This is a genomic window from Vasconcelosia minhoensis LEGE 07310 (assembly GCF_015207255.1).
Classification (GTDB): domain Bacteria; phylum Cyanobacteriota; class Cyanobacteriia; order Phormidesmidales; family Phormidesmidaceae; genus Vasconcelosia; species Vasconcelosia minhoensis.
The window spans coordinates 61309-76163 of the sequence record NZ_JADEXG010000005.1 but is presented as its reverse complement, the minus strand read 5'-3'; the positions used below and the strand labels follow the sequence as shown (position 1 = coordinate 76163).

Sequence of the window (14855 nt, the reverse complement as noted above, 5' to 3'; positions counted from 1 at the left end):
GGGCTACAGCAGCGAGTCCATCAGGGCCATGGTCTCTATTGCCGGGGCCGATAGAGACAGCGGGTCGAAACGTTTGGCATAGTCCTCAAGTCGGCCTTCAAAGTCATCGGGGCAGAGCTGACGCTCCAGAACGCCCTTGAGCGCAATCAGCTTCATGCTGTTTTCGGCCAGGGTACGGGCGATTGCGCCTGCCGCTGGCCCGTAGCCCACTGCCCCCAGGTCCATCAGGGCAGAGCGCCGCAGCTGCAGGTCGGGACAGTACAGCACCTCGACTAGCCTTTCGGCATATTCAGGCTTGCCGGTGAGCTGATAGAGCGCCCGCGCCGCCGCGTTACGCACTTGGGGCTGGTCATGGTCGAGAAAGGGAATAATTTCAGGTACCAAGGGCCAATCGCCGAGCGTTCCCAGCGCTTCGATAATCGCGTTGTAGGGCTGCACCAGGTGGGGCTTGTCGGGCACCGCGATCGCGGCTTCTACTCCCCCTGCCAGCAGATTCAGCAGACCCGGCACCGCCGCCGGGTCGCCCAGCATTTCTAGCGACTGGGCCGCCGCCTCGCGGACATAGTAGTCGCTGGAGTCCAGGCATTTGAGCAGGGCCGGGACGGCTAGAGAACTGTCGAGCTTGCCCAGGGCTCGGGCCGCATTTCGCCGCAGTGGGTAGCCACCGTCGGGGGAGCGATCCTGCTCGTCTTCCAGCGCTGCCAGTAGCGCCGCGATCGCGTCGGGGTGATTCACCCGAAATCGGCCTATCCACCAGGCGGCATAGTAGCGCAGGCCGGGGTCGTCGGTCTGCTGTAGATTCGCGATCGCCTGGTCAATCGTCAGCGGCGGCGCATCGGCAATATCAGACATGAAACATCAAAACTGAAACAATCACAGCCCCACAATAACAAACCCAGAGAGGCAAACAATCACTAGAGGCTTCCAGTAATCGCATACTTCTCTGGGTCAAATTGGGCTCTAACCACGGAGGCTAAGGGGCCAATTTAGCTGAGAACGTTAATCGCGTAGTCGAGGTAAGAGTTAGCCTCAACTGCGGGGTCGCCGCTCAGGCCGTGGTTGCTCTTGATGTGCTTCAGCGCTTCGACATACCAGCTCGGAGACAGGTCAAAGGTGCTGTTAATTTCAGCCAGACCCGAAACCAGGTAGTCATCCATGGGGCCGGTACCGCCAACGATTAGGCAGTAGGTCACCATGCGCAGATAGTAGCCGATGTCACGGACACACTTATCTTTGCCGCGCTGGTCAGCCGCGTAGTTAGGCCCTTGCATCTGAGTGGTGTAAGGGAACTTGTTGTAGACGGCTTGAGCTGCGTTCTTAGCCAAGCTGTCAGCGTTCTGAGTCAGCTTGCGAGCAGCTTCCAGGCTGGCTTCAGCCTGACGAAAACGACCGAAAGCGGTTTGCATCTCAGTCGAAGAAAGGAAACGGCCTTGAGAATCAGCAGAAGAAACTGCTTCAGTCAAAGGAGTTTTCATTTTGTGGATATCTCCCAGATAATTTACCAATGGAACAGAGCACTAGCGAACATCGCGTTGCTGCGACTTGGCTAGCCGATGTCATATTGATGCTAAAAGCACCAACAGAACCCTACGAAACGGCTGCAGCCGCCCGGTCAAAGTAGCCGCCGACCTCAGACATGAGGTCACTGCAGTCACCCTTGGTGATGCCGTTGGGGTCATTCGCAAGCGCGATCGCGGCTTCCTTCATCTTCTGCACGCCAGCTGCGACGGAGGAGCCAGGGGTACCTAGAGCCACGTAGGTCTCACGCAGACCGTTGAGGCAGCGATCGTCGAGAACGCTGGCATCGCCAGAGAAAATGGCGTAGGTGACATAGCGCAGAATGATTTCCATGTCGCGTAGGCAAGCAGCCATACGACGGTTGGTGTAAGCATTTCCACCGGGCTGGATCAGCTGGGGCTGCTCAGCAAACAGTGACCGAGCGGCGTCGGTCACAATGCTGGAAGCATTGCTGGTGATCCGGTTGACGGTATCCATGCGCTTGTTGCCATTGGAAATCATGGCTGATAGCGCATCGAGCTGGGAAGAGCTGAGGTACTCACCCCGAGCATCTGCTTGGGAAACAACCTTAGCAAACGCATCTAACATAATCTAATCTCCTAAATTTGATTCGCTGAATCTAATTAGTTCGAACATGGGCAAATCTGCCCACTACGCAGTCGCGGACGACTACGCTGGAGAGGCTGAGCACAGACTGACCAGAGGGCTCGAAAGCTCCCAGTTAGTGCTTAGATAAACTCACCCGCCCGTTTTAAAGATTAAAGCCGAAGCGGGAGAAATCTAAGAAAGTTAACAAAAATTCACTCCCCTGAAATGGGCTCAAGAACCCGCTCTCAGGGGACTTGGGCATTTGATTGACCCATGTCAGTCTGGCCTTCAGGTCTATTTATACACCGCCAGCGGGGGACATAAATATTACAAATTGTACACGGCGCGGCAGTCTCCTGCATTTCGGCCTAAGAGGCCGCCAAACCGTACGAATAAGGTTGCTTTTAGCTACCTGACGGCCAATGAAGGTTCTAAGCTAGCCGTTTCTCTAAATACTGCCCAATCATTACTTCCTCACCCGCCCGGGAGATGATGGTTTGTCGGGTGCGGTAGCGATTGCCGATCAGCTTCAGCTCTTCTTCAAAGGATGAATCGCCATAGGCCGTCTTTAGTACCATCGTCTGCGCATCGCGGAACTGATAGTCGGCGGTTACGGGCTTAGCAGTAGCAAAGCCGCGATCTCGATACAGAATGCTGCCCCGCACACCAAATACGGTAGACCCCTTAGAAGGCTTGCGCTGAGTCGCAATATAGCTGCTTTCCCAGACCACTTTAGCTCCGCCCAGCAGCGGCTGCTCTGGTTCGAGGTTGTGCTTTTCAGCCAGCGCTAACAAATGGACGTGGCCCGGCTCTAAAAACTCGACCGTAATCTGACTGACCACTTCCTGGGTTTCGCCGCTCTTGAGGGTGTAGTAGCGACGCTGGGACTCCCATTCGCCAGCGGACTGTCGGAAGAACTGAAGCGCGATCGCTTCATCTGTAGAGGGATGGGGGGCAGTTGAGCGGGGAAAGGCCATAGATATTGAACCCATAGGTAAAATATTGCCTGACTCAGTCAAGCGATACGAGCACAATGAAACATTTGTTAACAATCAGCCTAGATGATTTACCTAAAAGCTGCAACTCCGCCCGGCGCTGATCTGTCTGCAGGCTAATCTGCCCAACCGGTTGCTCTATCTAGAAGCAGCCTAAAGTCAGCTCCGCCCAACCCGCCACAGTATTAAGAACGAACTGTTAATTTTGCGGATTGGGTAAATTTTAAATTTCGGCAATATCCATCGCCCGGCGTGAAAAGCCATAATGAGGGCAGCTCATGCCTTCCCCATTCTGAGGTCTAGCTTTGATAGAGGATAGGGCCATTCCGCAGCCGTCGGCGGCAGAGTCAGAAGCACAGCACCGCACTGACCGACTGATTGCGCTGGTCAATGAAGAAATCGAACTGCTGATATTTGAGCCCACCTCTACTCGGCTAGAGCAGCTAATCGACTGCCTAGCCGACTCGCGACAGACGGCCAGGCAGTCGCTGATTGCCACCTTCGGCAGAATTGGCGAAGCCCCAACGCCGTTTCTACTCGATGGTCTGGCCCAGCATCCCCACCCGACGGTGCGCTGCTGCTGTAGTAAGGCACTGGCCCAGATTGACGACGCTGAAGCCGTTCCAGGGCTGATTCGAGCCCTGCTGCACGATGAGGACCGGGCGACTCGCAGCGCTGCCGCTAGCGCCCTGGGGCGGATGGGTGAACCAGCGGCGCAGACACTTGTAAAGCAGATTGTCGCCGCCGCCGCCGATGAGGAAGCCAGGGGGCAGGCGACCTGGGTGCTGAGTCATCTCAGCAGTGAAATCGCTGAACCGCTCTATAACCTGGTCAGCCATCCGGCAGCACCGGTACGAGCGGCAGTGATGAGCGCGATCGCGCCCCTGGCCCATCATCAGCCCAACTCAAAGGCTCGGGTAATCCTCACTGAGTCGCTAAATGACTTGGCTCCGGAGGTGCGGGCCGCGGCGGCGGAGACCCTGGGCCGCCGCCAGTATGAGTCAGCCTAGCAGCCGCTGATCGCCTGCCTGCGCGACACAAATGCCGATGTGCGCAAGGCCGCCGCAATCTCCCTGGGCAAGCTGAACGATCCCAACGCCGCTGCGGCCCTAGAGCCTCTCTTGCAAGATGCCGACCGATCGGTCCAGCAGGTCGTAGCTCAGGTCGTCTCAACGCTGCGTAGCCCCGAAGGATAGCGAAAGGCGCTACAAGTCTGATTCTCCAATATAGTTGAAGAATCAGACTACCCCATCCAACCATGCTGCCGCCCCAGGCCCAGAAAAAAATGCAGGCTTGGATCCGTAGCCGCCATCTGATCTGCTCAGGCAGTTTTTTTATCCTGGAAACCGTGGAATATTCTACGGTTGAAAAATATCAGGCTTGCGTCAAGGCATTGGGAGGCACGCTGATCTCGGTCGAGCCGCTGAAAAAGATTTGGATTGGCAACCACCGCCGCGTCGTTCTTTACCACGCTAAGGCCAGCCTTCATACCCCTCACCACAACCTATATCAGTATTGGATCAAGTACGGCAGCTTTCGCACCTGTTTTGACGAGCGGGTCTAGAAGCATTAAAAGTAAACTGCTCAGTCTGATTTAAAGCATTTGAAATGGTTTTTAGTAAAAATGCCTATATTCTCAATGCGTCAACCGTGTTTTGACTGAATTTTCAGCAGCCTGATGCATGTGCTAGACCTATGCTCGAAGGCAGATGCCCAGCTGGAGATTCGCTGGCTCTGCGAGCAGCTGCTGGAGCTCTTCCAGGACTGGATGCCTGAGCTTGCCAGGTACTGCCTGGACAAGCGTTATGGGAAGGCACGCCTAGCTCCATAGTTCTGTCACATGTTTATAAAATCTTAATTTGACCCTCTTTTTTGGATGTATTAATCTACAAGCGAGGCCAAAGTCTACTGCTATTATCTGAGGAACTTTTGTCATGTCAACCTACTTCACAACTCGTGCTGCTGCTAGCCTAGGTGCACTGGCAGTGATTTTAGTACAGGGTCCCGCTCATGCTGGCTTTCTAGACGGTGTTCGGGAAGCTATCCGAGGTGCCGGAGAGGCCGGGCGGGTATATGAGCAGCACAGAGAAGGCGAGCGCCGTCAGGAAGTCCACGAAGCTTCTATGGAAGAGCGGCAGCAGGCGATTGAGCTGCAGGCCGAGCGAGAACGCACCGCAAACGCGATCGCGCTTCAGGAAGCCGAGCAGCGTCGGGAAATGTGGAATGCGATGACACCAGAGCAGCGCCGGGCCTATATGGAAGAGCAGGAGAGGCTAGCGGCTCAGGAGCAGGAAGCTGCCATGCTCTTCACCGGGATGATCGCCGCCGCAGTTATAGAGGGGATGACCCGACCCTCCTGTGTAGTCGGTCGTAATCAATGGGGAGACTATGTAGAAGTATGCTAGAAAACTATTTAGTCTTGTGTTACCGAGTCTGGGCTTACTCTGGGCTACCGCCAGCTTGGCTAATGAACCTGAATACCTAGTGCATGACACTAGTCCTACCTACTGTGAGATTGGGCAAGGTAATAGTACTCAACCCTGTACAGCCTTTTACCTCTAAGACGTTACTCCCCCTACCGGTGAGCCAATGAGAGTGACCAGTCTTTATGCACCCGCAGTCAGGATGCATGGGGCTGTATTGTCGAAGTCTGTGATGAATAAATTGCAGGGTATCTGGTTGAGGATTACTAGGGCGTATCATCAATTAAGCCAAACCACAGAAGCGGCCAGATAAACAGCCCCTAAAAAATTGATGGCTCGCTTATCATAAGCGCGTTGCAATCGCCCGGTATTGCTCCAATTTGGCGAAGAAGTTCTCTATCAGATGTCGCGCTTTGTAGGGGGTTTTATCGTAGTAAACCGAAAACGATGGTGGCATCAATCCTCTGATATTCGTTGCCACTGTCCTCGCTAAGGGCTTCGAAGACTTGCTTCCAAGCTGATCATCATTGGTCTAATTGCCTTTGATGGTACCGCGCCGGTTGAGTATGTGATGATTTTTCCGCTGCTCTGGGCGGCTATTCGATTTAGCCCGCGAGAGTCCTCTTGGCTCGCAGTGGTGATGAGCGCGATCGCGCTGCCAAAACTCAGGATTGTATATCACGTAGTACAAAACCCCTAGCCTGGCATAGAGCGCCAGCTTGGTATCGTATTCTTCACCCGGCTGGTGCGAAACCATCTCTAGGGTCAGGATGGGAACCTGCCACCCTTCTTCCCAGACGGCATAGCTGCTACGAGATTTGCCTCCCTTTCGGCGAGCAACTCCCAAACTGAGAAATCCATCTGCACCACAGGCACCTTGGGGCTCACTCCGGTCGTGTGATAAACCGCCATATCTACCCCGAAATACCAGTCCATCCGCTCTGCCCAGAGGTAGGCTAGGACCAGCAGCAGCAGATTGGGCAGCAGGTTTTGCTCCTCATTGTCCACCGGCGTATCATCCGAGCAGGGCAGGTCTTCAGTAGACAGCAAGCCGGATTTGAGATCTGGCGCAACCATAGTGGGTCTCGCTTGAGCGCTAGTAGCTCCATTATAAAAGTCAGCAAGACCGGTCAACCGATTTGTCGAGCATAGTCATCCGCCTTAATCCGGTACAGTACATGTGCTTGGAGCGGATGCCCTGCTGGCATCAGTGGATGCAAGAAGTCGTCCGCTGGGCTATAAGTCATGCCGATTTTTTCCATGACGCGGCGCGATCGCAGATTGTTCGGCACCGCGAAAGACACAATTTGCTTCAGCTTCAACACCTCAAAGCCAAACCTCAGAGCAGCCCGGGCTCCCTCAGTCGCATAGCCTCTGCCCCAGTATTGCTCAGCCAGTCGCCAGCCGATTTCCACGCAGGGCGTAAAATGTGCTTCAAAGCTGGGAATCTTCAACCCGATAAATCCTGCAAATGGCGCAGCGTTAGGAATCTCTACCGCCCAAAATCCAAATCCATGCTGGGCGAAATGGGCTTCAAAGCGGTCTACTGACGCATCGCTCTCTGCTTGAGTTAGCAGGTCTGGGAAAAACTCCCTCACTTGAGGGCTGGCATTCATTGCAGCGAAAGGTGCTCGGTCAGAAGGTCGCCACCAGCGCAGCAGCAAACGCGCTGTTCGAATCTCTTTTGGAATATTCATCCCTTGTAGTTTCCGGAAGTGGTGAGCTAAGTCACTTGCTCCGATTATACTGCTAAGCCTGATGCAGCCCAAATTGAACGCCTTAAGGGTCTCGGCAGGTACAAAACTTTTCGATTAGCGACCTCGACGGGGTTCAGTCACATATTCACCCTCGAGAACCTCCGATTAGGAGAATCGTTGTTTACACTCGCCCCGCAAAGCTAGAGCCTAGAGGATAGGCAGATTCATACCCTTTGCCCCACTTTGTCATAGTATTCAGCATTGGCGTGATGGTCTAGCCCAGCTCCGTCAACGAGTGTTCAACATGGGGTGGTACCAATCGGCTACTCCTCTATTCGGTCTGTGCCGTGCATGAACTGCGAGCTTTCACCCAAGCTCTGACCCCGCTGCCAGAGATGCATTCCTAGCGCCAGCTGACTGCCTTCCCAAGCTTTCAAGGCATCTGGAACATCGTGATTATGTTTGATGAGGGCATCTGCAAGTGCGATCGCGTTGGCTGCCGCTTTTGAAGTGCTAGCGGCAGTATGGGGACGCGGAATAAAGGCAGCATCCCCAACCAGTGCAATACGCTCGAACGCCATTTGCGGTATACCCAGATCTAAAATGGCCTGTACGAACGGCTCCTTCGTCGCTGCTACCAGCTTTTGAAATGGAGAAACCAGAACCCGACTGGCATAGGCCCGCATCTCTTGTTCAACTTTAGGAGCCATCATTCCAGGTGGAATAGAATAGTCGCGACGCCTACCCTTCAAATCGGTCAGGATACGGGGCAATTCTGTCGCCTCGTCATAGTTGACATACCACACCCAGTTAAACCGACGCTCCCCTAGCACTAGCGACTCATTCTCTCCGGGAATTAGATATTGCAGGATGTGAGAATTCGGAAATTGATAGAACACGAAGTGCTCTGTGAAAATCGCCGCTATTTCTGGGTCTAAATCCTGCTCATCTACCAAGCCTCGATAGCCCACATAGCCAGCATACTGAGGAGTGTAGGTCGGCAAAAGCAATTGACGAACTGTAGAGCCGGGTCCATCAGCTCCGATCAATAAATTGCCCCTTTCGCGAGTGCCATCGGCAAAAATTGCCGTAACGCTGTTGTCTTCTGGTTGAAAATTCGTCAGTACTTTTCCCTGTTGATAATGCTCGTCCGGAAAATGCCGTCGCATCCAACCATAGAGCAGGTTCCAAGAAGTCAGGGTTTGGCGCATCGGCATTCGCTGAATGCCGCCATCCCGCTTCAGGTAGTAGCGCTCATGGGCAACTACTCCTAAAGCTTCTTGAGGAATGCCTGCCCGTCGAAATGCCTCGACTACGTCTGGCTGTAGCACAACGCCCCCACCACGACTATCCAGCGTATGAGGAGACCGTTCGTAAATGTCTACCTGCCATCCGATAGAGCGCAGTAGTATTCCGGCGAATAGCCCAGCTAATGAGCCACCGATGACAATGGCGCGATTATACATCGGGTTCATCTCGTCTCCTCCAGATATTTATGCACAAATGTGACTGCCATTGCCCCTTCGCCAACCGCTGAAGCTACTCGTTTTACAGAGCCGTGCCGAACATCTCCAGCCGCAAAAGCACCGGGAACGCTGGTTTCTAGAAAGAAAGGATCTCGTTCCAATTTCCAACAGGCGGGTAGACGACCCTCCTTAAGCAAATCTGATCCCGTGATCAGATAGCCTGAATCATCTCGAATAATGTGGGTATCTTTTGCCCATTCTGTGTTGGGCGCGCCACCGATGCAGATAAACAGGCGTTGGGTTTCGCTTTGTTGCTCTGACCCATCTTGAGAATTAGCAATCGTAATTCGTCGCAGGGTTTGATCTCCACTGAGATCGGCAACTTGAGCATTAAACAACACTTCAATATTGCTGGTTTGAGTAATCCTCTCAAGCAGATATTGCGACAGTGAAGCTGCCAGATTACACCCGCGAACCAGCATCGTCACCTGTTTAGCATAGCGAGAGAAATACATCGCAGCTTGCCCTGCCGAGTTACCGCCGCCTACTACATAAACGTGCTCGTTTTGACACATCGGGGCTTCGCTAGCACCTGCACCATAAAACAATCCGAGATTAAGAAATCGGTCTTCATTAGGAAGATTGAGCCGTCGATATTCAACCCCTGTGGCGCAAATATTGGCACAAGCAATCATTTTGCTGCCATCTGCCATATCGACATAAATCCGATTATTTTTGAACTCGGCTTTAACGCCCTCTCGTAAAAGCAGTACTTCAATGCCAAACTTGACTGCCTGCTGACGGGCTCTTTCTGCCAGGTCGGCACCACTGATGCCTTCAGGAAAGCCCATATAGTTTTCAATCAATGAACTGGTACCCGCTTGCCCACCAACAGCCTGGCGCTCAATCAGAACGGTGCGTATACCTTCGGACGCTGCATAGACTGCTGCACTTAACCCGGCAGGACCTGCACCATAGATCGACAGGTCATACTCTTTGAATCTGGGCTGAGTGATCCAGCCCAATCGTTGGGCAACTTCTTGAAGAGTAGGAGCGAAAAGCCGATCGCTATCAGGAAATTCAACAATCGGCAAGCGAATCTCGCTCAGGCTTGAAAAGCCTAGCTGACGATGACAGTCTTCATCACAGGTCAGTTCAATCCAGTCAAACTCGACGACGCTGCGGCTGAGAAAGTCCCGGATTTCATAAGCTGCTGCTGAATTTGGTTGGCCGTAGAGTTTGACTTTTCGATCAGGACGTGAATTTGAGGGAGTCATAGGTTTTATAGCCGTAGTGGTCTGGTCCTCACACATGAGATTTACTATTTGCCCTCTTCAGTTCATGGGCAGCTTTCTGCAAAGCGGCTACTAGAACATCGATGGGCTGTGCACCAGACAAAGTTTCATTCCCGATGCGAATGGTTGGAACGCTATGGACATTCTGGGCAGCTGCCTGCAGCTCTAATTCTCGAATTGCGTGAGTTCCTGTGTTCGATAGAAGATACGCTTGAGCCTGCTCAGCATCCAGGCCAGTTTCAGCTGCTAGGCTAGCCAACGTTTCTACATCGCCAATGTCTTGTCCCTCACTGAAGTAAGCCCGAAAAATTCGTCTAACCATCTCAGTCGCTTTACCACTTTTGTCAGCAAGCCACGTCAGGCGATGAGCTTTGAGGGTGTTAGGCGTCAATTTCATCAAGTCATACCGAAACTCAATGCCGTCGGCTTGAGTAGCCTGTATCGTTTTTGCATCTAACTGCTGCGAGTAGTCCCAACTGCCAAACTTATTGCTGCGGTAGGTTTTGCGATCCATACCGGCTTCTGGCATATCTGGATTGAGCTCGAACGGATACCAAACCTGATGAATTTCAATGGAAGGCAGTTGCTCAATTGCTCGATGCAATCGTGCTTCTGCGACCCAGCACCAGGGACAAATAAAGTCAGAGGTAAGGCCGATCGTTAATGTCATGATTGATTTCCCTGCCTAAGTTGCGACAGTTCAACCCTAATTCAACTTACAAAGAATGTTAATATCCCTTTTATGCCAATGTCTATTGCATTTTTTGCAAAAATTAGGAGTGGCTCAAGCAATGGATCAGCTTGCCGCAATGCGATCGTTTGTCAAAGTAGTGGACGGAGGAGGTTTCTCGGAAGCCGCACGGCAATTGAAACTGGCAGTATCTTCCGTCACCCGTCAAGTCAATGCTTTAGAAGCTCTGTTGAACACTCAGCTACTCAACCGCTCTACTCGAAGCATCACACTTACGCCGCAGGGTTACAAATATTACGCCAAGGTGGTGCAGATCTTACAAGATATAGAAGAAGCCAACCTCTGCGTTATGGAACAGGGTGATGTTCCTCAAGGGATTTTACGAGTGAGCCTGCCTGTTGCGTTTGGGCGGCTCCACGTTGCTCCAATTTTGAGTGACTTTCTGGTTCAATATCCAGACGTCAAACTTGAGCTGCGGCTGAGTGATGGATTGGCCAATCTGGTGGAAGAGGATCTTGATTTAGTGATTCGCATGGGCAATCTCGATCGCTCCGGTGCCAATCTGATTCTTCGTAAGCTAGCGTCCTATACTCGCTTGGTCTGCGGTAGTCCAGCCTACTTTGAGAAATATGGAAAACCCAAACACCCGAATGAGTTAGCGCAGCACAACTGCCTGTTGTTTGCATATTCTACAGGGTACGATACTTGGCGATTTCAGCGAGAGGCTGAAGTGTGTGATGTGCACATACAGGGCTCTTTGGTGGCCAACAATTCGGAGATGTTACGTCAGGTATGTTTAGACGGCGGCGGACTCATCTTAATGCCAACTTGGCTGATCGGAGAGGATATTCGGGCAGGACGGTTACAGGCGGTGTTAACCGACTTTCGAATCCACCCTCAAGCTGATACAAACAGAGAAATTTATGCACTTTATCTGCCAAATCGCAGACATTCGCTAAGAGTTAAAGCATTTATTAATTTTCTTGCCGAACGGTTTGGAAATCCAGCTTACTGGGAGCAGTTTGAGTAATTGAAAGCAGAGACTAAGGCAAATGTATGCAATGTTGTTATAGCCACTTGACTGCTAACCGCTCAATTCCTTGTCGATAGCCATTTCAATCCGCCGTAACCTGGCTCTGAGGACAGACAGCCTCATAGTCTTTGCCTCATTTTGCCATAGCGTTCAGGATTGGCGTAATGGTCCAGCCTAGCTCTGTTAGCGAGTATTCAACATGGGGCGGCACCACATCAAACACCTGCCGATGGATAATGCCATCCCGCTCTAGCTCTCTCAGATGCATCGTGATCATCCGCTGGGTCACCGAGGGAATCAGCCGTCGGAGCTGGTTGAATCGCTTTGGCCCAGACTGGAGATGAAACAAAATCAGCGCTTTCCATTTGCCACCGATCACCTTTAGGGTCGTCTCGACCGGGCAGGGTAGATCGCAAATTTCTGGAGTCGCTTCAGCATTATTCTGAGGACTGCTTACGGTATTCATTTTGATACTACGTGAGATAAATGTGCGTACTGGTTGCCTGTAGGCCTACATTTTAATATTGGCAATATCAATTGAGTAGGCATATAGGCATGACTGATACTCTTCCCCTCGCCGTTGTCACTGGATCAACAGGAGCTCAGGGCAGCAGCATTATCCATCGACTCATTGAGGCGGGTTATCAGGTTCGAGGGCTAATTCGGAACGCGGCACAGCATCAGCAAATTCAATCTATGGGTGCAGCACCGGCCATTGTCGATTTCACAAACGTCGCCAGCCTAGTTCGGGCTTTTGACCAGGCAGAAGTGGTAGTCTTCACCTCCCCAATCGACCATCGACCTGGTGCACGCGAGCAGCTTGCAGACCAGATTATTAAAGCGGCAGAACAGGCTGAAGTGCGTCGAATTGTGTTCAACAGCGCTGCTGAGATCTTTGAAGATGATGACCGACCCGTATCTCAGGTGCTCAGAGCTGTCTGCGATCGCGTCCAAGCTAGCAATATCAGCGTCATCACTCTCCAGCCCACAGTGTATATGGACAATCTGGCCGCGCCCTGGGCAGCACCCGCAATCGTCCAGGAGGGCGTATTTGCCTATCCCATTCAGCCGGATTGGCCTATTTCATGGATTTCACACCGAACCCTGGCTGACTTTGTGCTAGCAGCCGCCCGGCTGGAAACGTCAGGGAACCGTATTTTTCTCATTGGAGGGCCGGAAGCGCTGACTGCGGACGCGAAAGAGGACAAAGTTAGTTGGCTCAAGCATCAGAATAGGTCCTGCTAGCTTTTGGATAGCTTAGCGCATCATTTTTGATTAGATGTCCTGGCTACGCTAAGGCAGCAGCGCTATACAAAATACTGAGAAAAAAGTAAACTTTTATAAATTCCACGGTTCAACTGACATGTCTGACAATCTCGGATTCGGTAAACCCAAGCAGTCTCAGCCCAAGGTCTCCAAGCGCTCGAAGGAGCGCGTAAAAGCGACGGAGCGGTATGAGAAAATGAAGTCCGATGGGACGCCTGATTATGAGGTTTATATCCGAGTGCAGGGGCAGACCCAGTGGTACCCCGTCGGCGTGATTGCGGTGAAGCGCTCTAGCCAGATCAACCGAGCCATCTTCGGCAGCCGGGATAATCTTCTCCAGGGGGCCTTTCGTCTCTATCCCGTTTTGAAAAAGAATCAAGAGCGACTAGAGTATGGCTATCGGCTGAAGGAGTTTAAGGACGACCCGATTCAGCTGGCAGTCGAGCCCGGCTTAGGAAAGGGCGTTCAGTCTGCCTGGGGCAAAGTAGGCCAGAAAATGTCATCCCTATTTGGCTCTAAATCTCAAAAGTCATGAGCCCAGAACTCGCTCAAACCAGTTCGCTGTCCCCCGAACAGCTTTTAGCGCTGGCAGCTCAGGCCGGAGCTGAGGCGGCGGAGGTTTATCAAACTGAAAGTCTGACCCAGCCGGTGGTTTTTGAGACGAATCGGCTAAAGCAGATTGAGACTTCGCAGGCCGAGGGCACGGCGCTACGGCTCTGGCATCAGGGCCGACCGGGACTGGCGGTGGCCTATGGCGCAGTCGAGCCGCAGCTGCTGGTTGAAAAGGCCCTAACGCTTAGCCAGCTGAATTCGCCAGAAACGCCCGAGCTGACGGCGGGTGACTCGCAGCAGTTTGCCGCCGTCGGGGAGACGATCGCGGTTAAGCAGCTGATTGCTTACGGGGAAAGCGCGATCGCGCAAATTCGCGATGCCTACCCGGAGGCCATCTGCGCGGCTGAGCTGGCCTGTGAGCAAGAGCAAACGCGGATTGTTAACTCCCTTGGCCTTGACTATCGCTTTCAGGACATAACGCTGAGCGGCTATGTAGACGCGGAATGGATTCGCGGCGATGACTTTTTGAACGTCGGCGATGGGCAGGTTGACCGGCATCAGCTTAAGCCGGACGCGATCGCGGCTGACATTATCCAGCGGCTGGCCTGGGCCAAACAATCGGTCGCCCCGCCCCAGGGCCAGGTGCCGGTGGTGTTTACCGCCAAGGCCGCAGACCTGCTCTGGGATACGCTGTGCGCGGCGCTAAACGGCAAGCGAATTGCCGAGGGCGCTTCTCCCTGGAGTGAACGGCTCGGCCAGACGGTGATTGCAGAGCCGCTTTCGCTGCGGCAGGACCCGACGGCTGGCCCCTACAGCTGTCCGTTTGATGATGAGGGGACGCTGATTCAGCCAGTTGAGCTGGTCAGTCAGGGGGTGATGCGGGGGGTGTATTGCGATCTCAAAATCGGTCGTCAGCTCGGGCTGGCCTCGACCGGCAATGGCTTCCGTCCGGGTCTGGGCGGCTATCCGCAGCCCAGCCTGCTAAATCTGATTGTCGAACCGGAGTCGCTGAGCTGGGAGCAGATGATCGGCTCTTTGGATGACGCCATTGTGATCGATCAGGTTTTGGGCAACAGCGGTGGCCTTTCAGGCGAGCTGTCGGTCAACCTGGAACTAGGCTACCGCGTCAGGCAGGGACACATTGTTGGCCGGGTGAAAGACACGATGATCGCCGGGAATGTATATACCGCGCTGAAGCATCTGATTGGCCTGGGCAGTGACAGCGTTTGGAACGGCTCTACCTACACGCCTAGCGTTGCTGTGAACGGTTTGTCAGTGACGGGGAGCTAGGGCCTCAGCTCTTACTATCAAAGATGCTCATATAAGCCATG

Annotated in this window: 18 protein-coding genes and 2 pseudogenes; 9 read left to right on the top strand and 11 right to left on the bottom strand. The window is 53.1% G+C overall.

Annotated features, from left to right (window positions below; translation table 11 throughout):
* Positions 1-3 precede the first annotated feature (3 nt).
* From IQ241_RS03590 to IQ241_RS03575, 4 genes are all read right to left on the bottom strand, one after another.
* A complete protein-coding gene (locus tag IQ241_RS03590; protein WP_193905041.1) occupies positions 4-852 on the bottom strand; it encodes a HEAT repeat domain-containing protein in 849 nt (282 codons plus the stop codon).
* Positions 853-986: 134 nt separating this feature from the next.
* Positions 987-1475 carry a phycocyanin subunit alpha gene (gene cpcA, locus IQ241_RS03585; RefSeq protein WP_193905040.1) on the bottom strand — a complete coding sequence of 163 codons (489 nt, stop codon included), beginning with the start codon at positions 1473-1475 and terminating at the stop codon, positions 987-989.
* A gap of 112 nt (positions 1476-1587) precedes the next feature.
* A complete protein-coding gene (locus IQ241_RS03580; protein ID WP_193905039.1) occupies positions 1588-2106 on the bottom strand; it encodes a phycocyanin subunit beta in 519 nt (172 codons plus the stop codon).
* 431 nt (positions 2107-2537) lie between these two features.
* Positions 2538-3098 (bottom strand): phycobiliprotein lyase, encoded by a 561-nt coding sequence (locus IQ241_RS03575; RefSeq protein WP_228021345.1) that lies wholly within the window; start codon positions 3096-3098, stop codon positions 2538-2540.
* A 308-nt stretch (positions 3099-3406) separates the two neighbouring features.
* Between IQ241_RS03575 and IQ241_RS03570 the strand changes: the two genes are divergently transcribed.
* From IQ241_RS03570 to IQ241_RS03550, 5 genes are all read left to right on the top strand, one after another.
* Positions 3407-4111 (top strand): HEAT repeat domain-containing protein, encoded by a 705-nt coding sequence (locus tag IQ241_RS03570; protein WP_193905038.1) that lies wholly within the window; start codon positions 3407-3409, stop codon positions 4109-4111.
* Between the two features lie 6 nt (positions 4112-4117).
* A complete protein-coding gene (locus tag IQ241_RS03565) occupies positions 4118-4297 on the top strand; it encodes a HEAT repeat domain-containing protein (protein ID WP_228021360.1) in 180 nt (59 codons plus the stop codon).
* A 62-nt stretch (positions 4298-4359) separates the two neighbouring features.
* On the top strand, positions 4360-4665 hold the full coding sequence (locus IQ241_RS03560; protein ID WP_193905036.1) for a CpeR family transcriptional regulator: 306 nt from the start codon (positions 4360-4362) through the stop codon (positions 4663-4665).
* 114 nt (positions 4666-4779) lie between these two features.
* A complete protein-coding gene (locus IQ241_RS26305) occupies positions 4780-4932 on the top strand; it encodes an FAD-dependent thymidylate synthase (protein ID WP_193905035.1) in 153 nt (50 codons plus the stop codon).
* A gap of 103 nt (positions 4933-5035) precedes the next feature.
* A complete protein-coding gene (locus IQ241_RS03550) occupies positions 5036-5506 on the top strand; it encodes a hypothetical protein (protein ID WP_193905034.1) in 471 nt (156 codons plus the stop codon).
* Positions 5507-5803: 297 nt separating this feature from the next.
* Here IQ241_RS03550 and IQ241_RS03545 read toward each other — a convergent pair.
* The 6 genes and pseudogenes from IQ241_RS03545 to IQ241_RS03520 all read right to left on the bottom strand — a co-directional run.
* A pseudogene (locus IQ241_RS03545) lies at positions 5804-5957 on the bottom strand (transposase); the annotation flags it as partial.
* A gap of 213 nt (positions 5958-6170) precedes the next feature.
* Positions 6171-6601, bottom strand: a pseudogene (locus IQ241_RS03540) (Uma2 family endonuclease); the annotation flags it as partial.
* Positions 6602-6654: 53 nt separating this feature from the next.
* Complete coding sequence (locus tag IQ241_RS03535; RefSeq protein ID WP_193905033.1) at positions 6655-7221, bottom strand: GNAT family N-acetyltransferase; 567 nt, start codon at positions 7219-7221, stop codon at positions 6655-6657.
* 323 nt (positions 7222-7544) lie between these two features.
* The gene (locus IQ241_RS03530; protein WP_228021344.1) at positions 7545-8696 is read right to left on the bottom strand and encodes an FAD binding domain-containing protein; all 1152 of its coding nucleotides are present in this window, start codon (positions 8694-8696) and stop codon (positions 7545-7547) included.
* Positions 8693-9964: an NAD(P)/FAD-dependent oxidoreductase gene (locus tag IQ241_RS03525; RefSeq protein WP_193905032.1), complete on the bottom strand. Its 1272-nt coding sequence runs from the start codon at positions 9962-9964 to the stop codon at positions 8693-8695. The genes IQ241_RS03530 and IQ241_RS03525 overlap by 4 nt, the downstream gene beginning before the upstream one ends.
* Before the next feature lie 28 nt (positions 9965-9992).
* On the bottom strand, positions 9993-10652 hold the full coding sequence (locus IQ241_RS03520; protein ID WP_193905031.1) for a DsbA family oxidoreductase: 660 nt from the start codon (positions 10650-10652) through the stop codon (positions 9993-9995).
* 121 nt (positions 10653-10773) lie between these two features.
* Between IQ241_RS03520 and IQ241_RS03515 the strand changes: the two genes are divergently transcribed.
* Entirely contained in the window at positions 10774-11703 is a 930-nt protein-coding gene (locus tag IQ241_RS03515) for a LysR family transcriptional regulator (RefSeq protein WP_193905030.1), read from the top strand.
* 136 nt (positions 11704-11839) lie between these two features.
* Here the strand turns inward: IQ241_RS03515 and IQ241_RS03510 are convergent, their stop codons facing one another.
* On the bottom strand, positions 11840-12172 hold the full coding sequence (locus IQ241_RS03510; protein WP_193905029.1) for a winged helix-turn-helix transcriptional regulator: 333 nt from the start codon (positions 12170-12172) through the stop codon (positions 11840-11842).
* Between the two features lie 89 nt (positions 12173-12261).
* On the opposite strand from IQ241_RS03510, the gene IQ241_RS03505 reads away from it, so the two are divergent.
* The 3 genes from IQ241_RS03505 (at position 12262) to IQ241_RS03495 (ending at position 14814) form a co-directional block, all read left to right on the top strand.
* Positions 12262-12951, top strand: a complete 690-nt coding sequence (locus IQ241_RS03505) for an SDR family oxidoreductase (RefSeq protein WP_193905028.1) — start codon at positions 12262-12264, stop codon at positions 12949-12951.
* 118 nt (positions 12952-13069) lie between these two features.
* Positions 13070-13507 carry an HHL1-like protein gene (locus tag IQ241_RS03500; RefSeq protein WP_193905027.1) on the top strand — a complete coding sequence of 146 codons (438 nt, stop codon included), beginning with the start codon at positions 13070-13072 and terminating at the stop codon, positions 13505-13507.
* Entirely contained in the window at positions 13504-14814 is a 1311-nt protein-coding gene (locus IQ241_RS03495) for a TldD/PmbA family protein (protein ID WP_193905026.1), read from the top strand. Before IQ241_RS03500 ends, IQ241_RS03495 begins: the two co-directional genes overlap by 4 nt.
* Positions 14815-14855: the final 41 nt, after the last annotated feature.